This window comes from Enterobacteriaceae bacterium ESL0689 (assembly GCA_029433525.1).
Classification (GTDB): domain Bacteria; phylum Pseudomonadota; class Gammaproteobacteria; order Enterobacterales; family Enterobacteriaceae; genus JAQTIF01.
Genome location: JAQTIF010000001.1, coordinates 1,225,148 through 1,249,233, shown reverse-complemented (window position 1 = coordinate 1,249,233; position 24,086 = coordinate 1,225,148). Strand labels below are relative to the sequence as shown.

Genomic DNA, 24,086 nt, shown 5'->3' with positions numbered 1-24,086 from the left:
CTTAAACCTCATCCACGGAGTGGCCTTTCAGTGCAGTACGGATCGAGTGATCCATCCGGCGAGCGGCAAATTCTCCGGTTTGTGTATCAATATTTTTAATTGCAGCTTTTATCGCCTCCGCATCATCACCTGCCAGGACGTTATGTAGCTGGGTGATGGCATCGTCAATCGCCTGACGCTCCGTCGCGTTTAACAGTGCCGCATCGGCTGCAAGGGCGCTCTCCAGGCTGGTCAGCACTCGCGCTGCTTCGACTTTTTGCTCGGCCAGCATACGGGCTTTTATATCCTGTCCGGCGTGACTGATCGAATCCTTAATCATTGTCGCAATTTCACCTTCGGTCAAACCATAGGAAGGTTTCACCTGAATAGTGGCTTCAACACCGGTCGACTTTTCCATTGCCGTCACACTTAACAGGCCATCAGCATCCACCTGGAAGGTGACGCGGATATGAGCCCCGCCCGCAGGCAAGGGCGGAATACCACGCAGAGAAAAACGCGCCAGTGAGCGGCAATCCGTGACCAGTTCGCGCTCTCCCTGCATCACATGGATCGACATCGCTGTCTGGCCATCTTTAAAGGTGGTGAACTCCTGAGCACGCGCCACGGGGATGGTAGTGTTACGGGGAATGATTTTCTCCACCAGCCCGCCCATGGTTTCCAGCCCCAGTGACAGCGGAATGACATCCAGGAGTAGCAGATCACTGTCTGGCTTATTGCCCACCAGAACATCGGCCTGAATGGCAGCTCCGATAGCCACCACTTTGTCCGGGTCGATGGTAGTGAGTGGCGGACGGGCAAAAAATTCACCGACACGCTCACGAACCAATGGAATACGTGTCGAACCGCCCACCATCACCACTTCCCGTACCTCTTCAGTCGTGACACCGGCATCTTTCAGCGCACGACGGCAGGCCAGTAAGGTACGCTTCACCAGTGGCGCGATTAATTGATTAAACTGCTGGCGCGTGATCTCTCCGTGCCAGTCACCGAGCACAACGTTGACCGAATCGGCCTCGCTAAGCGCAATTTTGGCGGCAATAGCGCTATCAAGCACTTCACGCTGTAAACGATTATCGTGATAATCGGTTAATCCCGCTTGCTGGCGCAGATAATCCGCCAGTAAATGGTCAAAATCATCGCCTCCTAATGCGGAATCGCCACCCGTGGCCAGCACTTCGAACACACCACGGCTTAAGCGCAGAATGGAGATATCAAAGGTGCCTCCCCCCAGATCGTAAACCGCAATAATGCCTTCCTGAGCAGCGTCGAGACCATAGGCGATGGCCGCCGCCGTCGGTTCATTGAGCAAGCGCAAGACATGCAGCCCCGCCAGACGCGCGGCATCTTTCGTCCCCTGGCGCTGGGCATCATCAAAATAAGCCGGGACGGTAATCACCACCCCATCCAGTTCACCGGCAAGTGTCGCCGTTGCGCGCGCCGCCAGGGTCCGCAAAATATCGGCAGAGACCCGAACCGGGTTGAGCAGGCCGCCGTTTGTCTGCATCAGCGGCAGGCCATTTTCGCTCGCCTGAAAGTGATAAGGAAGGTGGGGATAACGCAGCTGGATGTCGTCCAGCGAACGTCCCATCAGCCGTTTTACCGAACTGATCGTGTTGACGGGGTCCTGGGCCGCCTGCTGACGAGCCTCATAACCGACATTTACTCCGCCAGGATGGTAATTGACGACAGAAGGCAGTAGATCTCGCCCCTGCGCATCCGACAGCGTTTCAGCCTGACCGCTGCGCAACGTCGCAATCAGTGAATGAGTGGTGCCAAGATCGATACCCGCAGCCAGACGCCGCTGATGTGAGGCGGCACTCAGGCCAGGCTCACTAATTTGTAATAGGGCCATAATAACTTCCGGAAATTAAATATCGAGCCACTTCTCTTCAAGTTGCCCGGCACTGTTTTGCAGTTTATCGAGAAAACGCAGCTTACGCACCGTATCTGCCGCAACATCCCATGCCGCGTCAGCGAATTGTTCGATCATCTGCTGATGACGCGCGGTATACATCTCACGCACGCGCTGAATAAAATCGCTCAGTCGCTGATTATCTTCCGCCTGTTCAATGGCATCCAGCTCTTCGCGCAATTCCAGCTGTTCCAGCAAAAAAGCGGTGTCGTGCATAGTGTGTTGTTCATTAGCCAGATCAAACCCATGTAATGACAGTAAATACTCGGCACGGGTCAGCGGATTGCGCAACGTTTGCCACGCCTGGTTGATGGTGGCCGATTGCTGTACCGCAGCCAGTTGTTGCGCTGGCGTACCACTGGCAAAGTTGTCCGGATGGAATTTGCGTTGCAGATCCTGGAAGCGTGACAGTAATGCCTGGCTGTCAATGTGATAATGAACCGGTAAACCAAAGAGGGAAAAGTAATCCATAGCAATCTCAGAGGTAGCGTGTGAAAACAGACTCGACGCCCCGCACCAGCGGTGATGGGAGCGCGGATAACAGGCGATTAAACGTTAAAACTTTCGCCACAACCGCACTGGTCTTTCACATTCGGGTTACTGAACTTAAATCCTTCATTTAATCCCTCTTTGACAAAATCCAGTTGCGTACCATCAAGAAATGGCAGGCTTTTACTGTCGACCACGATCTTCACGCCTTTATCTTCAAACACCACGTCTTCTGCCGATGGCTGGTCAACAAACTCCAGGACATAAGCCATGCCAGAGCAGCCGGAGGTCCGAACCCCCAGCCGCAGACCAAAACCTTTACCCCGATTGGTCAGAAAGGTATTCACCCGTGACGCAGCACTATCGCTTAGCGTAATCGACATACCGTCACCTCTTAATTATTTTGCCTGGCGTTTACTTTTATAATCTGCAATCGCCGCTTTAATCGCATCTTCCGCCAGAATTGAACAGTGTATTTTGACTGGAGGTAATTCCAGTTCGTCAGCGATATCGGTATTTTTGATCGCCTGCGCTTCATCCAGTGATTTCCCTTTCACCCATTCGGTGACCAGAGAGCTGGAAGCAATCGCCGAGCCACAACCATAGGTTTTGAAGCGCGCGTCTTCAATGATGCCTTCATCGTTGACTTTTATCTGCAATTTCATCACATCGCCACACGCTGGCGCACCTACCATGCCGCTACCAACATGTTCATCGTCGTTGTCAAAAGAACCGACATTGCGTGGGTTCTCATAATGATCGATAACTTTTTCGCTGTATGCCATGATGAATTTTCCTTATCCCCTACTGATTAATGATGTGACCATTCGATACTGTTGATATCCACGCCCTGTTTGTGCATTTCCCACAATGGCGAGAGATCGCGCAAACGACCAATAGAGTGACGAACCAGATCGATGGTGTAGTCAATCTCTTCTTCAGTAGTGAATCGACCTAAAGAGAAACGAATTGAGCTGTGCGCCAGTTCATCACTCATCCCCAGCGCACGCAGTACATAAGAAGGTTCGAGGCTTGCCGACGTACAGGCAGAGCCTGAGGATACCGCCAGATCTTTCAGCGACATAATGAGTGACTCGCCTTCAACATAGTTGAAACTGACATTGAGGATGTTCGGCGCCCCCTGTTCCAGAGAGCCATTAAGGTAAACTTCTTCTATATTTTTAACGCCTTCCCACAAGCGGTTACGCAGATTACGCAGGCGCGCTGATTCTGTCGCCATCTCTGCTTTCGCAATACGATAAGCTTCTCCCATACCGACAATCTGGTGCACCGGCAACGTTCCCGAACGCATACCACGTTCATGACCGCCGCCATGCATCTGCGCTTCAATGCGAACCCGTGGTTTACGGCGCACATAGAGGGCGCCAATGCCTTTCGGGCCATAAATTTTATGCCCGGAGAAGGACATCAGATCGACCTTGAGCTGACTTAAGTCAATCGGCAGTTTACCGACACTTTGCGTGGCATCTACATGGTAAATGATGCCACGGGCACGGCACATCTCACCAATAGCGGCAATATCCTGAATCACGCCGATTTCATTATTCACATGCATGATCGAAACCAGGATCGTATCATCACGCATTGCCGCTTCCAGCGTTTTCAGATCAATGATACCGTTGCTCTGCGGAGCCAGATAGGTGACCTCAAAGCCTTCACGTTCGAGCTGACGGCAGGTATCGAGCACCGCTTTATGCTCGGTCTTACTGGTGATGATGTGCTTGCCTTTTTTCTGATAGAAGTTGGCCGCGCCTTTAATCGCCAGGTTATCCGATTCCGTTGCACCAGAAGTAAAAACAATTTCACGCGGATCGGCCCCCACCAGTTCAGCCACCTGATTGCGAGCAATATCAACCGCCTCTTCCGCTTGCCAGCCAAAGCGGTGTGAACGTGAAGCAGGATTACCAAAGGTCCCGTCAAGGGTCAGGTATTGCATCATCTTCTCAGCAACACGCGGATCAACCGGTGTTGTTGCTGAGTAGTCGAGGTAAATCGGTAATTTCATCGTTTTTAACTCCGTACATCACTCAATGCAAGGAACCAGGCCAGATCCTGATTCGAAAACCCTGAATCATTTTGACTCTAATCGTTTGTTTATACTAAATTTATAAATCATAAGCGGCAATTAAGCACGGATGCAATACCGTACCTATCCCTTTGCCTTTTGGTGCTAAGCACGCAACTTGACGCCAATCATCGCCGCGTTATTTTGTCCATGATCATGAGCGGGCGATTCATAGCTCTGCTGACGTCCGGAAACATCAAGAATTTCCTGATTATTCACCAGTTCACCCAGGGTGATATTATTGAGAAAACTGGTCAGCCGTTCGCTCAGATCACGCCACAATGCGTGAGTCAGACATTTATCGCCACCCTGACAGCCGCTCTTCCCCTGACAACGTGTGGCATCGACTGATTCATCAACGGCTCTGATCACTTCTCCGACTGAGATATTATCGGCCGTTTTTCCCAGTAAATAACCGCCACCCGGGCCACGAACGCTGGATACCAGACTATTTTTACGCAAACGGGAAAATAACTGCTCAAGGTAGGAAAGCGAAATCCCCTGGCGTTCAGATATATCGGCCAGCGGAACCGGGCCAGATTCAGAATTAAGCGCCACGTCCAGCATCGCTGTCACTGCATAACGCCCTTTAGATGTCAGTCTCATGTCTCACTTAACCTCTGGTGACCCCAGTCTCAACTTTTTACTGGCCGGGGGATAATCTTGTAGGGCTAAGTCTGGCATTCCTGATTAAAATGGTCAACTACTTACTTGACTATTTTAGTAGGTTATTACCGTGCCGTCACGTTATTGTTTATTCTTTTGTTGTGCATCAATCGATGCCAGTATGCCACGCAGAATATTCAGCTCCTGACTTTCCGGTCGGGCGCGGGTAAACAGGCGGCGTAATCGGTTCATCACCTGCCCCGGGTGATTAGCCCGAATAAAGCCGGTGGCCTGCAAAGTTTGCTCCAGGTGGTGATAAAAGCGTGTCAGATCGGCCATAAGCGGATAGGGGGTCTGTTCATCGGCGACCGTTTGATTTTGTTGCTGGCTCGCCAGCCATGCCATTCGTACTTCGTAAGCAATCACCTGCACGGCCATCGCCAGATTCAGTGAGCTGTATTCTGGATTAGACGCAATCGCGACATGATAGTGACATTTTTGCAGCTCATCGTTGGTCAGCCCAACACGCTCGCGCCCAAACACCAGCGCCACCGGCGCACTTCTTCCTTCATCCACGCTCTTTATGCCACATTCACGCGGGTCCAGCATCGGCCACGGTAAGGTACGTGAACGAGCGCTGGCACCGATGACCAGACTGCAATCCGCCAGCGCTTGATCAAGTGTATCAACAATTTGCGCGTTTCCAATCACGTCACTGGCACCAGCCGCCAACGCGATAGCCTGTGAGTCAGGTTTGACCAGCGGATTAACCAGCCACAGATGAGTTAATCCCATGGTTTTCATGGCGCGGGCAACAGAACCCATATTACCGGTATGGGATGTTTCTACCAGCACGATTCGAATATTTTGCAACATCACAGATCTTCAGCTAAAGATTATCTGTGCATACTACCATAAAACACAGACATAAGCAGATTTCTCTGCTATTATATGCGCCGTTTTTTCCGTTCTTTAACATCCAGTGAGAGAGATCGATGCATCCGATGCTGAATATCGCCGTGCGTGCCGCACGCAAGGCGGGCAATTTAATTGCCAGACACTACGAAATCCCCGATTCGGTAGAAACAAGCCAGAAAGGTAGCAATGATTTTGTCACTAATGTCGATAAGGCAGCCGAAGCGCTGATTATCGAAACGATTCGTAAATCTTATCCTCAGCATACTATTATCAGCGAAGAAACCGGCCAGCATACTGGTGAAGATGAGAGTATTCAATGGATTATCGATCCACTGGATGGCACGACCAATTTTGTTAAACGTCTGCCGCACTTTTCTGTCTCCATTGCAGTACGCATTAAAGGGCGTACTGAAGTCGCTGTGGTTTACGATCCTATGCGTAATGAGCTGTTTACTGCTACCCGTGGTCAGGGTGCTCAACTCAACGGTTTCCGCTTACGTGGTAGTACTGCCCGCGATTTACAAGGCACGATTCTGGCAACCGGCTTCCCGTTTAAAGCCAAACAGCATGCCGCGACCTACATGAATATTCTCACTCAATTATTCACTGAATGTGCTGATTTCCGCCGCATGGGTTCTGCTGCCCTCGATCTGGCTTATCTCGCAGCGGGTCGGGTGGATGGTTATTTTGAAATTGGCCTGAAACCGTGGGATTTTGCTGCCGGAGAGTTGATTGCTCGCGAAGCTGGCGCCCTGGTGTGTGACTTTACCGGGGGCCATAACTATCTGCACAGCGGTCATATCGTCGCTGGTAATCCACGGATTGTAAAAGCGATGCTGGCCAATATGCGCGACCAGCTGAGTGAAGCACTGAAACGCTAAACCGGCTGTTTCTTTATACCCCGGTCAACCGGGGTGTATTTACTCGGCAGCCATTTGCGGCTATCAGCCATAAACCGGGAAGCGTGCGCAGATATCCAGTACCTGTGCTTTCACACGTTCAATAACCGCTTGATCATTAATGTTGTCCAGCACATCACACATCCAGCCCGCCAGTTCCTGCACTTCGGCTTCTTTAAAACCACGACGCGTCACCGCAGGTGTCCCCACACGAATACCCGAAGTGACAAAGGGACTTTTCGGATCGTTCGGCACACTGTTTTTATTCACCGTAATATTGGCTTGCCCCAGGGCTGCATCAGCCTCTTTACCGGTAAGATTTTTATTAACCAGATCGAGAAGAAACAGGTGATTATCGGTTCCGCCGGAGACGACGCGATAGCCACGTTGCAGGAACACTTCAACCATCGCCCGCGCATTTTTCACTACCTGTTGTTGGTAGGTTTTGAACGCCGGTGTCATCGCTTCTTTGAGTGCCACCGCTTTACCGGCAATCACATGCATTAACGGGCCACCCTGAGCCCCCGGGAATACCGCTGAGTTCAGTTTCTTATATAACTCTTCACTTCCCCCTTTGGCGAGGATCAAACCGCCCCGAGGGCCTGCCAGGGTTTTATGCGTGGTCGTGGTGACGACATGCGCATGAGGCACCGGGTTGGGATAGACATCTGCGGCAACAAGACCGGCCACATGCGCCATATCGACGAACAGATAAGCACCAATACTGTCAGCGATTTCACGCATTTTCGCCCAATCCACCACACCAGAATAGGCAGAAAAACCACCAATAATCATCTTCGGGCGATGTTCCCGCGCCTGTTTTTCCAGATCGTGGTAGTCAATATGGCCCGTGTCATCAATACCATAAGGTACGATATGATATAATTTACCTGAAAAGTTAACTGGCGAGCCGTGAGTCAGATGACCGCCATGTGCCAGGTTCATTCCCAGAACGGTATCGCCAGGCTGCAACAGCGCGGTATAGACCGCAAAATTAGCCTGTGACCCTGAGTGTGGCTGAACATTCGCATAGTCGGCACCAAACAGCGCTTTTGCCCGCTCAATCGCCAGTTGCTCTACGACATCAACATATTCACAGCCACCGTAGTAGCGCTTACCAGGGTAACCTTCAGCATATTTGTTGGTTAGCTGCGACCCCTGTGCCTGCATCACGCGTGGACTGGTATAGTTCTCAGAGGCGATCAATTCGATATGCTCTTCCTGACGTTTTTTTTCCTGTTCCATGGCTTGCCATAATTCGATGTCATAATCGGCAATGTTCATTTCACGCTTTAACATCCACATCTCCTGCTCAGCTAACAATAAAATTTCAACCTGCAACATATTCGGGCTATCCGCCAGCGATGATATGCCAGGCTGACTGCGCCCGTCACGCCTGATGGGATCGGCGCTTAACAGACGATATCGCGTTTAAATCGCGGCGTCATCCTCTTCGCCTGTACGGATACGGATGACACGTGCAACGTCAAAGACAAATATTTTGCCGTCGCCGATTTTTCCGGTTTGTGCGGTACGGGCGATGGTATCGACACAGGTATCAACGATATCATCGGCTACGACAATTTCGATTTTGACTTTTGGCAGAAAGTCCACCATATATTCTGCACCACGGTACAGTTCAGTATGCCCTTTTTGCCGACCAAATCCTTTTACTTCGGTGACAGTCATCCCGGTTATGCCCACATCTGCCAGCGCTTCACGCACATCATCCAGTTTAAAAGGCTTAATAATTGCATCAATTTTTTTCATGATCTTCCTGTCATTATCGCGTCAGCCATTGCTGGAAATAGCATAACCCGCGTTACGTTATGACGCTACTCTTTCGCGTCGCTGATCGCAGGCAGATGACATCATTTGCGTGGCATGCAGCGCATCCTGAAGCACCTGTCTGGCGGGTGATGAGTCAGCCTGGCCACAACAAAAAAACGGATGCTTTTTCTCGCTGTCGTTATCCCCGACTAACAATCAATAAAGGCGATAAAAAAACAGCGCTAATACATATAAATGATAATGCGCAACATATTAAATTGTTGCGCATAGCATCAGGATGATGGCCTTGTTAATGCATAGCAATCTTATTATGTTACATATAAAAATTCTGTGTTTGATAAACATAATTATCATGATGCATTATGTTATGGCTATGAAAACATAACCTGGCATTATATTGACAGCAATATCATTCACACAGATTTATGGAGCGAGAGGAGGATTGCATAATGGGTTGGGTTTATAAAGTTAGAGCCTATCCCATTAGGCGTTATTGGCGCAGCCAGTTTGGACACGGACAGCGCGGAGAAACCGCAGCGTACACGGAGTACGTGAGGATTTCGAGCACTGCCCAGGGACAAAATGGCAAGTAAAATAGCCTAATGGAATAGGCTCTTAGCACTAAAGGGTTCTATCTCAATGGAACTTACCAGTTTTCAGCAAAATACTCAGGACGCCCTGGCTACAAGGATGACAGTGCCAATGAATGTGTCGTTGCCAAAGGGTCTATCCCACGTGGTAAATACACCATCGGTGCCCCCTTCTATCATCATAAAACGGGCGCATGGACGATGCGAATGACTCCCTCAATCAATAATAATATGTGTGGCCGTGACGGTTTTATGATCCACGGTGATAGTTCGAAGCATCCTGGTGAAGCCTCAGACGGTTGTATTATTGTCGATTTGCCGGGTCGCAGAAAAATTGCCGCGAATAGAGATCGCTCACTGACAGTGGAGTAATTTTCATGAGAAAGGCGCTTATCTGTGTTCTTATCGCGGCTCCTTTTTTTTCATTTGCCGAAGAAAATAAATGTGCCATCGTTGGCGGCTGGATAGAACAATCTCTGTTTGATGCTGTCGTTCACGATTTCAATATTGACAGCACGGTTATCCAGCGTAACAAAACACAAAGTACAGGTTATCAATATTGCACCTGTCTCTGATATTTTTGCACGACAGGTTGCCAAAGTCGACTACGATGCCGATCAGCAAAAAAATGGTAAAGCCTTACTTTCTGAAGGTGACTATTTCGAAAGTTATTATACCAACGGTGCAAAAAGTATTACAGCTAAATATGTTTATACCAATAATAAAGGTAAAAGCGATGTTTTCATTACTTCTGGCTTTATAAATAATGATGAATGTTCTGTACGTTTTAATGGCTATCTGACACTCTCCCGTGAATTCTGAAAATCATTTCATCAAGACAGTTGTCACCTCTGTTACTGAGGGGGTGACAACTATCTTGACACTTACCGCCGCAAAAAACAGACCCGGGATACTCCCTAGCCTAACTGTTTACGGGCATTACGGAACATGCGCATCCACGGGCTATTCTCACCCCAGTTATCCGGATGCCATGAATGGGTTACCGAGCGAAATACCCGTTCAGGATGCGGCATCATAATCGTAACGCGGCCATTTTCGCTGGTCACGGCGGTGATCCCCTGCGGAGAGCCATTGGGATTTGCCGGATAAGATTCGGTGACTTGAGCGAAATTATCAACAAAACGCAGCGCAACCTGCCCGCTTGTCTCCAGTTGTTGATGATGTGTCCTGTCACGAAACTCTGCCCGCCCTTCGCCGTGAGAAACCACAATCGGGATTACCGATCCAGCCATACCCTGCAACAACAAAGAGGGGCTTTGTGCAATTTTCACCAGGCTGAAACGGGCTTCAAAACGTTCCGAATCGTTGCGTACGAAACGCGGCCAGAGTTCGCTTCCGGGGATCAATTCTCGCAAGCCAGATAACATCTGACAACCATTACACACCCCCAGTGCCAGCGTCTGAGGACGCTGGAAAAACGCGGCGAACTCGTCACGTATTCGCTGATTAAACAAAATAGATTTCGCCCATCCTTCTCCGGCACCAAGCACATCACCATACGAAAAACCGCCGCAGGCTGCCAGCATCTGAAAATCAGCCAGCGTTTGATCGCCCGCTAACAGATCGCTCATATGGACATCAATCGCTGTGAAACCGGCGCGATGAAACGCTGCCGCCATTTCAACATGTGAATTCACGCCCTGTTCACGCAAGATGGCAATCTTCGGCCGAAGACCGGTGACGATATAGGGTGCAGCAATATCATCATCGATATCGAAAGTCAGCCTGACGTTAAGACCGGGATCGTTATCACAGCTTTTCGCCTGGTGTTCACTGTCGGCACAGGCGGGATTATCGCGCAGGCGCTGCATCTGCCAGGTGGTTTCCGCCCACCAGAGACGCAAAGTTGTCCGACTGTCGTTAAACAGCGAAGCGCCATGCGCGGTAATGACAAAACGATCACCGACGGTTGCTTCTCCCAGATAGTGGACACAATCCGCCAGTCCGTGATCGGTGAGTAACTGTTCGACCGCTTCGCGATCCGCCGCGCGAACCTGAATAACCGCGCCAAGCTCTTCATTAAAAAGTGTCGCCAGATGATCGTTACCCTGGGTGGTGATATCGATATTCAGACCACAATGACCGGCAAAAGCCATTTCCGCCAGTGTGACCAGTAAACCACCGTCGGATCGATCATGGTAAGCCAGCAATCGACACTCAGCGACCAGCGCCTGCATCGCCGCCCAGAAGCGCTTCAGTTGCGCGGCGTCACGCACATCAGCCGGTTTGTCTCCCAACTGACGATAAACCTGTGCCAGCGCAGTCGCGCCGAGAGCATGGTGACCGTTGCCTAAATCAATCAATAACAGCGCGTTCGCTTCTGTGACCAGTTGCGGCGTAACGGTGTTGCGCACATCTTCCACACGCGCAAAGGCAGAAATAATAAGTGATAACGGTGATGTCATTTCGTGGGGTTGATCACCCACCTGCCAGCGGGTTTTCATCGACATAGAATCTTTCCCCACCGGGATCGTCAGCCCCAGCGCGGGGCACAACTCTTCGCCAACCGCTTTTACGGCTTCATACAGCCCGGCATCTTCTCCTGGATGACCGGCTGCAGCCATCCAGTTAGCGGAAAGTTTTACCCGTTCGAGCGCACCAATTTGTGTCGCGGCGATATTGGTCAATGCTTCGCCCACCGCCAGCCGTGCTGAGGCCGCGAAATCCAGCAGTGCCACCGGTGCACGTTCACCGATAGCCATTGCTTCACCGTAATAGCTATCGAAACTGGCTGTAGTAACGGCACAGTCTGCTATCGGTATCTGCCACGGCCCGACCATCTGGTCACGTACTACCATCCCGGTGACACTGCGATCACCAATCGTGATAAGGAATGTTTTTTCAGCCACCGCCGGTAAGTGCAGTACGCGATAAATCGCATCAGTCAGGGTGATATTATGGCGATTCAGCGCCTGACCTTGCGCTTTTAGCGTCGTGGCATGACGGATCATCTTCGGGGTTTTACCCAGCAATACATCCAGCGGCAGATCGATAGGTCGGTCATTAAAATAAGCATCGTCCATGCGTAAATAGGGTTCAGCAATCGCCTCACCAATCACCGCGAAAGGTGCCCGCTCACGACGACATAGCTCAGCAAACAGCGGCATCTTCTCCGTCGCCACCGCCAGTACATAGCGCTCCTGAGACTCATTACACCAGATTTCCAGCGGACTCATTCCTGGCTCATCACTCAGGATATCGCGCAGGCGGAACTGACCACCACGCCCGCCGTCATTGACCAGTTCTGGCATGGCATTCGATAACCCTCCGGCACCGACATCATGGATAAACAGAATCGGGTTGGCAGCTCCCTGTTGCCAGCAGCGGTCAATCACCTCCTGACAACGGCGTTCCATCTCCGGGTTATCACGTTGTACAGAAGCGAAATCGAGATCGGCATCAGACTGGCCTGCACTCATGGACGAGGCCGCTCCACCCCCCAGGCCGATGTTCATCGCCGGGCCACCCAGCACAATTAACTGTGCGCCAACGCTAATTTCCTTTTTCTGCACATGTTCAGCGCAGATGTTACCGATCCCGCCCGCCAGCATAATCGGTTTATGATAACCACGAAGTTCTTCACCATTATGGCTGGTGACTTTTTCTTCATAAGTACGAAAATAGCCATTGAGCGTCGGGCGACCAAATTCATTGTTAAACGCCGCGCTACCCAGTGGCCCATGGGTCATGATATCGAGTGCGGTGACAATATGATCGGGTTTGCCAAAGCTTTCTTCCCACGGTTGGGTAAAACCGGGGATAGATAAATTGGAAACCGAAAAACCCACCAGCCCCGCTTTAGGTTTTGCGCCACATCCGGTCGCGCCTTCATCACGAATCTCGCCACCGCAACCGGTCGCCGCGCCCGGCCACGGGGAAATGGCCGTTGGATGATTATGGGTTTCCACTTTCATCAGAATATGTGTTGCTTGCTGATAGAAGTCATAGCGACCTGTTTGATAATCAGCAAAAAAACGTCCGACCAGCGATCCTACCATGACAGCCGCATTATCTTTATAGGCAGAGAGTATGTTATCGGGTGTTTTATCCAGGGTATTTCTGATCATGCCAAACAACGATTTCACCTGCGGCTGTCCATCGATGATCCAGTCAGCATTAAAAATTTTGTGCCGACAGTGCTCAGAATTGGCCTGGGCAAACATGTACAGTTCGATATCGTTAGGATTGCGATTGAGTTTGTTAAACGCTTGCTGCAAATAGTCAATTTCATCTTCCGCCAGCGCCAGTCCAAGACGCACGTTAGCATCAAGCAGGGACTGACGTCCCTGAGCGGATAAATCAATGTGGGCTACCGGCACCGGCTGGTGCTGGACGAACAGCTTTTTACCGTCTTCCAGGGTATCAAAAACTCGCTCCGTCATCCGGTCATGAAGCATACTGGCAACCGTATCCCACTGTGCAGCACTCAGATTTTCTCCGTCAATATAGTATGCTATGCCGCGCTCCAGACGCGCGATCTGTGTCAGACCACAGTGATGTACGATATCAGTGGCTTTAGAAGACCAGGGGGAGCGTGTGCCCGGCCGGGGCGTCACCAGCAACAGTTGCCCTTCGGGAGTTACATGATTCGCATAAGGGCCATATCTGAGCAGCCGCACCAGCTTTTCACGCTGGTTATTGTCTAAGGGCCGATCCAGTTGTGCAAAATGGATATACTCCGCATATATTGCACTGACCTCCAGACCGATGGCACGAAAACCCGCCAGTAATTTATTCGTCCGAAAAGTCGACAGCGCCGGTGAGCCACGCAAAATTTCCATGATAAGTCTCTCGTATGTCCCGCTTTTAGAGCCTGGCCCACCAGGCGTTATTGACGCAGCCAGTCTGGACACGGACAGCGCAGAGAAACCGCAGCGTACAGGTCGTACCTGAGGATTTCGGGCACTGCCCAGGGCCAAAATGGCAAGTAAAATAGCCTAATGGGCCAGGCTCTTAATCGCGTCTGAGGAAGAAATCGGCCCTATTATAGTGAATCTGGCATCACGACGAAACCGTTTGCGTCAAAATAAAAGCAGATGATTCTCTGAGTGTTTTTTGTCAGACTGTGCGCGAATAAGTTGCCAGGTGGCGCATTATTAAGCAAAATATCGCCTGATTAATAAGAACCTGTTTACTTTTCCGCTTATCGCCCGCTGAGGAATACAGCACTGCAGAAAATTAGCCTTCTGAAAAAATTAAAAATTAATTATCTTCTTATCAGCATTGTTTCTCTGTTGCTGGCGGCCGCTTTGTGGCCTTCTCTTCCGTGGCTCGGAAAACCAGAGAATCATGTTGCGGAAATTATGGCCCGTGGAGAATTACGTATTAGTACCACCCACTCTCCCCTGACCTTTGATGCCCGTGATAATATCGCCTATGGACTGGATTACGAGCTGGCGAAGCGATTCGCCGACTATCTTGGTGTCAGGCTGAAAGTGCAGGTGCGGGAAAATATCAGCCAGATATTCGATGATCTTGATAATGGTCACGCCGATATACTGGCCGCTGGACTGGTATATAACTCAGAGCGAATAAAAAACTATCAACCGGGGCCGGGCTACTATTCCGTCTCACAGCAACTGGTCTACCGGGTTGGTAGATTGCGCCCTCGCGACCTCAACCATCTGTCACCCGGCCAGTTGGTTATTGCTCCTGGTCATGTGGCGATTAATGATTTACAAGCGTTAAAAGAAGATAAGTACCCCAATATCAACTGGCACATTGATGAAAAGCGGGGAGCCACAGCACTGATGCAAGCGGTGATTGATGGTGAGCTGGATTACACTATCGCCGATTCACTAGCCATCAGTTTATTCCAGCGCGTGCATCCCGATCTGGCGGTGGCGCTGGATATCAGCGATGAACAACCGGTTACCTGGTTTAGCGCTAAAAGCGAAGATAACTCGTTGTCCGCCGCCATACTCGATTTCTTTAATATGATTAATGAAGATGGCTCTCTGGTGCGACTGGAAGAAAAATATTTCGGCCACGGGAATAGTTTCGATTATATCGATACACGTACATTCTTACATGCGGTCGAAAATATGTTGCCCGATCTGCAGCCCCTTTTTGAGCATTATGCCAGCCAGATTGACTGGCGTCTTCTGGCCGCTATTTCATGGCAGGAGTCACACTGGGACCCACAAGCCACCTCACCAACCGGTGTGCGTGGCATGATGATGCTCACCCGCAATACCGCACAGAGTCTGGGACTGACTGACCGTACTGATACCCGGCAAAGTCTCGACGGGGGAATGCGCTATTTGCAGGATATGATGAATAAGGTGCCCGATTCCGTTGCTCAGGAAGAGCGTATCTGGTTTGCTCTGGCGGCTTATAATATGGGTTATGCCCATATTCTTGACGCTATCGCGCTGACCAAAAAACAACAAGGTAATCCCGATAGCTGGGCAGATGTAAAACAACGGTTGCCCCTGCTCAGCCAGAAAAACTATTACAGTACTCTGAAATATGGTTATGCACGCGGCAACCAGGCCTACACTTATGTTGAGAATATTCGCAAATACCACATCAGCCTGACAGGCTATCTGGCGGAAAAAGAGAAAAAGAATGAATGGCGGCAGACACTGGCCAAAGGTTATCCCACCGTGCAGCCAGAAGAACTGGATAAAAGCTGGCATACTGCGACGTTAATCAGCAACGCGAAGTTCAGAACTTCCCGCCTAAGACACTACTCTTCTCTGCCCTGAGCTATTTTTTTATCCTCTTTTTTCACTTGCCGTCGCCAGCGAAAAAAATCGCTGAGCATACCTGAACATGCTTCTGCCAGCACGCCCCCATCAATCACCACCTGATGGTTCATCCCCGGGTGGCGCAGAATATCGATTAACGAACCGGCAGCCCCTGTTTTTGTATCACGCGCACCAAAAACCAGCCGCGAAATACGACTGTGAACTATCGCGCCCGCGCACATCACACAGGGCTCTAACGTCACATATAGAGTTGTATTGAGCAGGCGGTAGTTCTGCACAGTCTCGCCGCCCTGGCGTAGCGCTATAATCTCTGCGTGTGCGGTAGGATCATGATGTCCGATAGGTCGGTTCCAGCCTTCACCAATCACCTGATTATTACAGACCAGCACGGCACCGACAGGGACTTCACCTTCTTGCCAGGCGCGTTTCGCCAGCGCCAGTGCATAATGCATCCAGTACTCATCATTGTGATCATAGACAGACAAAACAGCCACTCCTGGAGAAATATCGGCGGCGCATTATAACTGAACCCATTCGCGATGACATACGCTATCCCGCGAATGGGTGAGAGGAAGAGGCACAAGTGGAGCAATATGTCCGCAATGCGCTATCCGGATGACCAGCCGGGCCTCTTCCGGCACCATCCGATAGCGTGCTGAAGATAACCGCAGCGGTCAATCATCCCTTACAGTGTTCCGTTCTTTTTCACTTCACACCAGATGCGCCATACAATCAGTGCCAGACCGATCACACCGGATATCAGTACGATCCATACCAGCCACGTTTGCCACTGGTGTTGTTGCTCAGCTGCGGAGATGGCTGTCAGCCGTGCCTCCCCTCCGAGCGAAACTTTTTCCTGCGGCTTGGCCCACGGCAGGTTATCCACATCCTGTGATTGATGTAACGATGACGGAATTAACTGGTTAAGCTCGACATCCGCTTTTTGTGCTGCCCGGTTGCCCCATGCCAGCATGTACGGTCCTTTACCTTGCGTATTGAATACCAGCTGATAACTGTTACGTTCGCCGCTCAATACCGGTAGCACTTCCGGTAATTTGGCGTTAATAGTGGTCATCCTGACCGCCGCCACCCATTCACCATAAAGAGGAATGTCGGGTGAATGCTTGCCATCAAGATGATACAGTACGGTTTTTGCTAAGGGTTGCCAGTTTGCTTTTTCCTCGCTTTTCCAGGCCAGCTCTATCGGTAAAACATGATCATTTTCCAGTACGATCCTGAGTGAAGCCAGAGGCTGTGGCTGCTTCCATCGCCAGATGACTTCATTATCTGAAATCTTATTCGCTTCAGCATCAATCGCGATACGTCTTGATTCTGGCTTGCTACTTTCCGCCATCGCATCCACACCTTTTAGCGTGAATGCTGGACTTTTTGAGTTAACGACCACTAACAGGTAGCGATAATCTTCCGGCGATAAATTCAGACTGGTGGTGATGACATTCATTTTCAGGTGGTCATTATCACGCGTCAGATCCATTAACGGTGCCTCTTTTTGTACCGCTCGCCAGTAACGTAAATCACGGCTGGCATAAACCGATGCTTTTCCTTGCCAGTTATCAGCTAGCGGCGCCCAGTTTAGCTGTAGTTGCGCTAATGAAAATGGTGTTTTCATCTCCTCCGGTAAGGTCAGTAAATAGCTCTGAAAATCGGTCCCCTGGAGATCATCGCCGGGTAAGTAAATAGTGACATTCTCTTTTGAGCGTAAAACAAAAGTATCCCTGCTATGTTGTTTTTTCTCCTGGGGTGAAAGGGGGGACATATCCAGCGGGAAAAGACGCAAACTGACTGTTGGTGGTGTAACCGGCTGGTTTTTCTGTACCGTTAGCGAGAACGGTACGGTCTCTCCCTGAGCGTTAAAAACCCGAATATCGCGTAAGTCCGGCCAGGCGGTAGTCTGATAGACGACCTGCGGTAGTGAAACACGATACCACGGTGATGAGCCTTGCGTCTCCAGCATCATTCCCGTCGCATAACTAGCCGGCGAATCCTCTGTTTTCACTTCATTATTGCTTATTGCCACACCCGTTACACTCAGCAATAGGCTGCATAACAGCGCATTCTGCCACTTCATTTTTCTTCTCCAGCTTTAGGGGGTAATGGTGAGAAATACCCAACGATTAATACCAGAATTGCCACACCAATAAAGGCGACCGCACGCGCCAGGTTGCCCCCTGACGCACTGTCCACGAGAATAAGTTTGATAATAACAATACCTAACAGCACCGCACCGGAAAACCATTCGCGGCGGGAACGACTACCGGCTGCGTGTAGCATGACCACCAACGCTGTCAGCATCCAGAGCAGGGCAAGACCGGCCTGGATCAACCGCGAATGCCAGAGTGCCTCTATCTGCCAGCTAATATCACCGTACCAGGCTAACGCCCGTAGCAGAACACCATTCAGCCACCAGAAGCTCATCGCCAGTAATGCAACAACCGGCCAGGGACGCCAGGTAGCAAGTTGTTCCGGAAAATAGCGCAATGAAACAACATATAACACCATCAGGCCCAGTAGCGCAAAAGCCGCCCCTTCCTCCAGAGGATTGACCAGCGGCAGATAAGTCAGATGATAAACCACTCCGTCCTGAAAACTGGCGAATAACAGGATAATAGCTAACGGTACTGCTATCGGTGCCATCGCCAGAGAGGTATAAAGTGCAGGCCAAACCCGGAATGGCCAGATTTGTCGCTTAGCCGCTTCATAAACGAGGAGAATAGTGAGCCCACCAGCCGCCATTCTCAGGCCGCTGCACCATTCTGCCATCCCCCATGACAACCCCTGTGTAAACCAGTAAAGCTCCGCTGACAGCGCTAGTAAAATCATCCAGAACAGAGAAAGATGCAGCAGCTTCGAGAATAATGACGATAATGATCTGTCATCACGCCAGAGCAGCATCCCGGCAGCTGGTAATGCCAGACACCACGCGAGGTTTTGCCAACCTGCGGTAAAAATCTGTTGTCGGGAAAGTTGCTGCATCAGCATGAAAAACATGAATGGCCAGAGCAACCATTTGCTGATATCCAGTTCCTTCCATCTGAGGCGAGCAGCAACCGTACGCCATAGCCAGCACGATATCGCCATTAATCCCAGGACACCCGACGAGACCAGAAAATGTTGTTTCAGTACCTGTTTCGATATAAAGAGAAGGGCGATGACCCAGAAGAGTATCCCTCCGCTCACTAATAGTGAACTACCCTGCAGATTAATATAACGCCATAGCCATCCCGCAGCCAGCCAGCAAAGGCTGAGAACCATAAACACCAGGCTCAGAGAAAGGAACGTTATTTCATATCGTGGCACCACCACAGCACTGCATACTGCCAGTACCAGTAGCATCGTACCGCTGTAACTCATTCGCCGCTGTTGTTGTTGTACCCCCAGCCAGAGGATACCTAAGCCTTCCAGCGCCCAGGCCATTGCCGTCGCATGGGCTGAAAGCGCCAGTGGAATGGCGAGTGTTGTAAACGCTCCACCCAGCGCCAGCGTTGCCAGTACCAGCAACCTACCGTGAGAAGAATAATAGCGTAGTGACAGCCAGGCGAATGCCAGGTAGAAACCACCATAACCCAGTGCGCTCAATGCGGGGCCATACTCCATATGGCGGGTTATCGCATACTGCATCCCGAAACCTATTAGCGGCGGTACAAACAGCAACACACCATCAATAATTCGGTTACCCTTTTCCTCTGCCCGGAGTGACAGAATGAGAGTCAGGACACCGAAAATAATGATATTGGCAATCAGGAAAAGCTGGCAGTTCAGATAATCTTCCGGCTGATAGTTACTCAGCCCCCACAGCCCACCTATGCCAAAGGTAAAAAACAGCCCCAGGATGTTCAGCTGCCGCCAGCGTTGCCAGATACTGATAACCAGAATACCGACAGAAAGCAGAAGATAGAAAGAGAAAAGCGCTACATAGTTATTACTTCCGGTCGAAAGCAATATCGGTGCGAGATAGCCCCCCAGGCTTGCCATCATCGCCAGGCTGAGTGATTTTTGCAGAATCGCCAGGCTTACACTCGCCGCACAAATCAGCAACAGCAATGCAAAAGCCATCATCACTGGCATCATCTGCCAGAAACGAAATGATCCAAAAACAATGAGATAAAGCGCACCAATCGCACCGCCCTGTAAAATTAACGCATAGACAGGACGTTTACGGCGTAACCACCAGCCAATGCCCAGCAACCCCATCGCAATGAGCGCCGCGGTGACCAGGCGAAGTTCAAGTGGAAAGTGGGAATGCTCTACGGTATAACGCAGAAGAAAAGAGATACCCAGAAACAGCAGTAAAATACCGAGCTTAGCCAGTGGGTTACCCTGCATGAACCAGCGGACCAGTGACATGATCACACCGCCTAAAATAGCAGGCTGTTCAGCAGGTGGGGTGGATGCAGGCGTTTGCTTCGGCGATGGTTGCGTCTTCCAGAGGTCTACGACTTCAGGTGTCAGGTCATCCTCCGGCTCAGGTTTTGACTCAGACCCTGGCTCTGGCTCTGGCTCTGGCTCTGGCTCTGGCTCTGGCTCTGGCTCTGGCTCTGGCAACACGGTATCTGCGACAGAGACCACCGGCGCATCCGATACCAGCGCGGTGGCTTCGGGCAAGGCAGCGATTTGCTCAGCGGCCTGTTCTGCCACTATTTCCTGCGCCAACGGGATGTCCTGTTTGCTTTGTTGCTCAAGATTGTTTACCCGATGACGTAGCATAACCAGCTCGGAACGAATGGCTGAACTACGTACCAGCGCGACAATCGCAAGAATGGGAATCGACATCAGTGCGAAGAATAAGAAAATCAACCACTCAAACATGTTTCCACCTTCACTGTATTAAACGCCTGATCCATCAGGTGTTATTGACACAGCCAGTCTGGACATGGACAGCGCGGAGAAACCACAGCGTACAGGTTTCGGACACTGCCCAGGTCCAAAATGGCAAGTACAAGTAAAATAGCCTAATGGATCAGACTCTAAGAACCAGATTACGCTTTATCTCTATTATCCTAACGCTAATGATATCTGACACACCCGTTCCCCGATAACAGAACAGGCAACCAGGATTGTCCTTACATTTTCGTTACTCAAATCCTGATATATGAACAAGATGTTAATAAAATATGACTTCCAGGTTTTAATTAATTTATCATTCACATGAGACTTTGCTGGCGATGATAATATCAGACAGCAGTTCATCGGCGAAGTTCTGACAGCACGATTAATTTTTTTCTCCATCTAAACAAAAATTATCATAAGCGATTCCCATCAACAATAAATAAAATATTTAATCAATTATCATATCTTTCTGCTACTTCCTTATTATTTACTCTTTATCAATCACTGAACATGAATTTTGCGTATAAAACACAACCTCATAACATACTTTCACTTAGTGGGAATTTAACGGCATGGATTATATTCACGATATTAATGACTCATTAAAAAAAACCAAAAGTCATATAACGATAGTGTACTGATGTTATTAAACTATTGTCTAAAACAACAACTTGATCAAGCTGGCCATTCACAATAAAATATTATCAAAATCTATATATTCTGCTAACAGGTATTTCTTAATGAAAGTTGTTGGTCTATTTTTCTGTTTCCTTTTCATGTTGTTAATCAGCAGCTATATTTATATGGAGTTAATAATTTCAACGCTAAATAAAAATGATATTGTGGTGATCGCACACTCTGGCGGTGAAATTGACGGCCATATTTACACCAACTCGCTGGAAGCATTAAATCATTCATATCTACAAGGAGCACGAAATTTTGAGCTGGATATCAGAGAGACTAAAGATCATCATCTGGTTGCCGTACATGGATGGGAGCAGTGGGCTGAATTCACGGGATATACCGACGAACTGCCGCCATCATTAGATGATTTTAAGAAAAATAAAATATTCGGCAAATACACGGGTATTGATTTTGCAGATATTAATCAATGGTTCAGCCAACATCAGGATGCGACATTAATAACAGACAAGATAGACGTTCCACAACGAATAACATCCCTGTTCTGCGATAAAAATCGTTTAAAAATGGAGCTATTCTCTTAAGATTCATTAATAAAAGGCGGGGGATTATTCAATGGTGGAATGGCTAATCATAGTGTTGTTTCGAAAATTTCAAAAACATCTGCGGCAAAAATATTTTTTATTCCTAAAATAAAGGCACTCAAAAAGAATAATATTCACTATATTGTTACTGGTGTCCCGGTGACGATGAAAGATAAGTTAAAACTCAAAATCGCCCGGCTGTTCGGTGTACAGGTCTATATGTATTTTTTCGGTACGGATGAGTCAATCGATAATCAAATTCGAGCCAACAGAGATTATCTCGATGGTGTGTACTATAACCGCATTCCCGCCAGATAGTTTTGCTTAATTATATCCCATTTATTGGGATTCTGGCGGTTCTGTGTTACAGTGCGCGGCACTGAGAGCCTGGCCCAACAGGTGTTATTGACGCAGCCAGTCTGGACACGGAGAGCGTGGAGAAATCGCAGCGTACACGTAGTACATGAGGATTTCGGGCACGGCCCAGGCCAAAGGTCAGCAGAATCGTCCGATGGGGCAGGTTCTTCATCCTGGCAAGGAATACAGCCACTAACTCCCCTGATGACAGAAGATAAAAAAAGGTAACTATCTGAAGTGGCTTTATTAATTACAGCGCGCTGTATCAATTGTGATATGTGTGAACCGGAATGCCCCAATGAAGCTATTTCGATGGGTGACAGCGTTTATGAAATTGATAGTGACCGTTGCACCGAGTGCAGAGGCCACTATGATACACCGACCTGCCAGAAAGTATGCCCTATTCCGAATACGATCATCCCTGATCCGGCACACAGAGAGAGCGAAGAGCAATTATGGGATAAATTCGTTTTAATGTATCACGCGGATAAGATCTGACTGCTGGCGTTACTGAGAGTTACTTTCGGCAATCACTGTCGCACAAGCGTAATGGCGTTCATCTGCCAGCGTGACATGCATCTGATCTATCCCCAGACGCTGAGCCAGCTTTTTTGCCTCCCCCCATAAGCGTAATCGTGGTTTTCCCAGCTCGTCGTTATAAACCTCAAACTGTTGAAATGCCAGGCCGTTGCGAATGCCAGTACCCAGTGCTTTCGCTGCCGCTTCTTTTACTGCAAAACGTTTCGCCAGAAAACGACCTGGCTGCGCATGGCGCTGCCATATTGCCCATTCGCTGTCATGAAATATACGCCTGGCCAGACGATCACCACTACGGGCGATGATCGCCTCAATCCGCGCGATTTCGACAATATCACTGCCCAGTCCGACGATAGCCATCAGGAACGAGTTTCCCGCATGAGGCGTTTCATTTCGCTGACAGCATGATCTAAGCCGCTCATTACGGCACGCGCGATAATCGCATGACCAATATTCAGTTCGTGTATCTCAGGAATACGGGCGATCGCCTGCACGTTATGGTAAGTCAGTCCATGCCCGGCATTGACTTTCAATCCAAGGCTGGTTGCATAGGTTGCTGCCGCGACAATACGCTCCAGCTCTTTCTTTTGTTGAGCTTCGGTGGTGCTATCGGCATAGCAACCGGTGTGAATTTCGATGTAAGGCGCACCAGCATCAGCCGCCGCCTTGATTTGCCCGCGATCGGCATCAATAAACAGTGAAACCTGAATCCCGGCCTGGGCAAGACGCTGGCAGACATCCTGTATTTTCTGATGCTGTCCAGCAACATCAAGCCCCCCCTCAGTTGTCACCTCCTGGCGATTTTCCGGGACCAGGCAACAGAAATGAGGCTTAATTTCGCAGGCGATATTCACCATCTCTTCGGTCACCGCCATCTCGAGATTCATTCGGGTATGCAGTATCTGACGTAAAAGACGAACGTCACGATCAGTAATATGGCGACGATCTTCACGCAGATGGACCGTAATACCATCCGCACCCGCCTGCTCAGCAATAAAAGCAGCCTGTATCGGATCAGGGTAAGTCGTACCACGCGCGTTACGCAAGGTCGCAATATGGTCGATATTAACCCCTAACAATAATTCAGCCATGA

At 49.7% G+C, this 24,086-nt stretch carries 20 protein-coding genes and 2 pseudogenes; 7 read left to right on the top strand and 15 right to left on the bottom strand.

Going from position 1 to position 24,086, the window contains the following annotated elements:
* Nucleotide 1: 1 nt before the first annotated feature.
* The 7 genes from hscA to trmJ all read right to left on the bottom strand — a co-directional run bounded on the left by hscA (nucleotide 2) and on the right by trmJ (nucleotide 5,969).
* Nucleotides 2–1,852, bottom strand: coding sequence for a Fe-S protein assembly chaperone HscA (gene hscA, locus PT300_06140; protein MDF7680207.1), 1,851 nt, complete (start codon nucleotides 1,850–1,852; stop codon nucleotides 2–4).
* 15 nt (nucleotides 1,853–1,867) lie between these two features.
* Nucleotides 1,868–2,383, bottom strand: coding sequence for a co-chaperone HscB (gene hscB, locus PT300_06135; protein ID MDF7680206.1), 516 nt, complete (start codon nucleotides 2,381–2,383; stop codon nucleotides 1,868–1,870).
* Nucleotides 2,384–2,460: 77 nt separating this feature from the next.
* The gene (gene iscA / locus PT300_06130) at nucleotides 2,461–2,784 is read right to left on the bottom strand and encodes an iron-sulfur cluster assembly protein IscA (protein ID MDF7680205.1); all 324 of its coding nucleotides are present in this window, start codon (nucleotides 2,782–2,784) and stop codon (nucleotides 2,461–2,463) included.
* Between the two features lie 15 nt (nucleotides 2,785–2,799).
* On the bottom strand, nucleotides 2,800–3,186 hold the full coding sequence (gene iscU / locus PT300_06125) for a Fe-S cluster assembly scaffold IscU (GenBank protein ID MDF7680204.1): 387 nt from the start codon (nucleotides 3,184–3,186) through the stop codon (nucleotides 2,800–2,802).
* A gap of 26 nt (nucleotides 3,187–3,212) precedes the next feature.
* Nucleotides 3,213–4,427, bottom strand: coding sequence for an IscS subfamily cysteine desulfurase (locus PT300_06120; GenBank protein MDF7680203.1), 1,215 nt, complete (start codon nucleotides 4,425–4,427; stop codon nucleotides 3,213–3,215).
* Nucleotides 4,428–4,592: 165 nt separating this feature from the next.
* The gene (gene iscR, locus PT300_06115) at nucleotides 4,593–5,093 is read right to left on the bottom strand and encodes a Fe-S cluster assembly transcriptional regulator IscR (protein ID MDF7680202.1); all 501 of its coding nucleotides are present in this window, start codon (nucleotides 5,091–5,093) and stop codon (nucleotides 4,593–4,595) included.
* A 141-nt stretch (nucleotides 5,094–5,234) separates the two neighbouring features.
* Nucleotides 5,235–5,969: a tRNA (cytosine(32)/uridine(32)-2'-O)-methyltransferase TrmJ gene (gene trmJ, locus PT300_06110; GenBank protein ID MDF7680201.1), complete on the bottom strand. Its 735-nt coding sequence runs from the start codon at nucleotides 5,967–5,969 to the stop codon at nucleotides 5,235–5,237.
* A 119-nt stretch (nucleotides 5,970–6,088) separates the two neighbouring features.
* Between trmJ and suhB the strand changes: the two genes are divergently transcribed.
* Nucleotides 6,089–6,892, top strand: a complete 804-nt coding sequence (gene suhB / locus PT300_06105; GenBank protein ID MDF7680200.1) for an inositol-1-monophosphatase — start codon at nucleotides 6,089–6,091, stop codon at nucleotides 6,890–6,892.
* Nucleotides 6,893–6,955: 63 nt separating this feature from the next.
* Here suhB and PT300_06100 read toward each other — a convergent pair whose 3' ends face one another.
* The gene (locus tag PT300_06100) at nucleotides 6,956–8,209 is read right to left on the bottom strand and encodes a serine hydroxymethyltransferase (protein MDF7680199.1); all 1,254 of its coding nucleotides are present in this window, start codon (nucleotides 8,207–8,209) and stop codon (nucleotides 6,956–6,958) included.
* Nucleotides 8,210–8,341: 132 nt separating this feature from the next.
* Nucleotides 8,342–8,680: a nitrogen regulatory protein P-II gene (gene glnB / locus PT300_06095; protein MDF7680198.1), complete on the bottom strand. Its 339-nt coding sequence runs from the start codon at nucleotides 8,678–8,680 to the stop codon at nucleotides 8,342–8,344.
* Nucleotides 8,681–9,375: 695 nt separating this feature from the next.
* Here glnB and PT300_06090 point away from each other — a divergent pair.
* Nucleotides 9,376–9,663 (top strand): annotated as a pseudogene (locus PT300_06090) (DUF2778 domain-containing protein).
* Nucleotides 9,664–9,668: 5 nt separating this feature from the next.
* A pseudogene (locus tag PT300_06085) lies at nucleotides 9,669–10,113 on the top strand (Shiga toxin A subunit).
* Between the two features lie 95 nt (nucleotides 10,114–10,208).
* On the opposite strand, the gene purL reads toward PT300_06085, so the two are convergent.
* On the bottom strand, nucleotides 10,209–14,096 hold the full coding sequence (gene purL, locus PT300_06080) for a phosphoribosylformylglycinamidine synthase (GenBank protein ID MDF7680197.1): 3,888 nt from the start codon (nucleotides 14,094–14,096) through the stop codon (nucleotides 10,209–10,211).
* A gap of 369 nt (nucleotides 14,097–14,465) precedes the next feature.
* Here purL and mltF point away from each other — a divergent pair, with 369 nt between their 5' ends.
* Nucleotides 14,466–16,022: a membrane-bound lytic murein transglycosylase MltF gene (gene mltF / locus PT300_06075; protein ID MDF7680196.1), complete on the top strand. Its 1,557-nt coding sequence runs from the start codon at nucleotides 14,466–14,468 to the stop codon at nucleotides 16,020–16,022.
* Here mltF and tadA read toward each other — a convergent pair.
* The 3 genes from tadA to PT300_06060 form a co-directional block, all read right to left on the bottom strand.
* Nucleotides 16,004–16,510, bottom strand: a complete 507-nt coding sequence (tadA, locus tag PT300_06070) for a tRNA adenosine(34) deaminase TadA (protein ID MDF7680195.1) — start codon at nucleotides 16,508–16,510, stop codon at nucleotides 16,004–16,006. The genes mltF and tadA overlap by 19 nt on opposite strands.
* A gap of 200 nt (nucleotides 16,511–16,710) precedes the next feature.
* On the bottom strand, nucleotides 16,711–18,114 hold the full coding sequence (locus tag PT300_06065; GenBank protein MDF7680194.1) for a DUF3999 domain-containing protein: 1,404 nt from the start codon (nucleotides 18,112–18,114) through the stop codon (nucleotides 16,711–16,713).
* Nucleotides 18,111–20,852 carry a DUF2339 domain-containing protein gene (locus tag PT300_06060; protein ID MDF7680193.1) on the bottom strand — a complete coding sequence of 914 codons (2,742 nt, stop codon included), beginning with the start codon at nucleotides 20,850–20,852 and terminating at the stop codon, nucleotides 18,111–18,113. Before PT300_06060 ends, PT300_06065 begins: the two co-directional genes overlap by 4 nt.
* Before the next feature lie 761 nt (nucleotides 20,853–21,613).
* Between PT300_06060 and PT300_06055 the strand changes: the two genes are divergently transcribed.
* The 3 genes from PT300_06055 (at nucleotide 21,614) to PT300_06045 (ending at nucleotide 22,954) form a co-directional block, all read left to right on the top strand.
* A complete protein-coding gene (locus PT300_06055) occupies nucleotides 21,614–22,099 on the top strand; it encodes a glycerophosphodiester phosphodiesterase family protein (protein MDF7680192.1) in 486 nt (161 codons plus the stop codon).
* 39 nt (nucleotides 22,100–22,138) lie between these two features.
* Nucleotides 22,139–22,417 carry a hypothetical protein gene (locus tag PT300_06050; GenBank protein ID MDF7680191.1) on the top strand — a complete coding sequence of 93 codons (279 nt, stop codon included), beginning with the start codon at nucleotides 22,139–22,141 and terminating at the stop codon, nucleotides 22,415–22,417.
* A 276-nt stretch (nucleotides 22,418–22,693) separates the two neighbouring features.
* Nucleotides 22,694–22,954, top strand: coding sequence for a YfhL family 4Fe-4S dicluster ferredoxin (locus PT300_06045; protein MDF7680190.1), 261 nt, complete (start codon nucleotides 22,694–22,696; stop codon nucleotides 22,952–22,954).
* A 9-nt stretch (nucleotides 22,955–22,963) separates the two neighbouring features.
* On the opposite strand, the gene acpS is transcribed toward PT300_06045, so the two are convergent.
* Together acpS and pdxJ are read right to left on the bottom strand one after the other, a co-directional pair.
* Nucleotides 22,964–23,353, bottom strand: coding sequence for a holo-ACP synthase (gene acpS / locus PT300_06040; protein MDF7680189.1), 390 nt, complete (start codon nucleotides 23,351–23,353; stop codon nucleotides 22,964–22,966).
* On the bottom strand, nucleotides 23,353–24,084 hold the full coding sequence (pdxJ, locus tag PT300_06035) for a pyridoxine 5'-phosphate synthase (GenBank protein MDF7680188.1): 732 nt from the start codon (nucleotides 24,082–24,084) through the stop codon (nucleotides 23,353–23,355). Before pdxJ ends, acpS begins: the two co-directional genes overlap by 1 nt.
* Nucleotides 24,085–24,086: the final 2 nt, after the last annotated feature.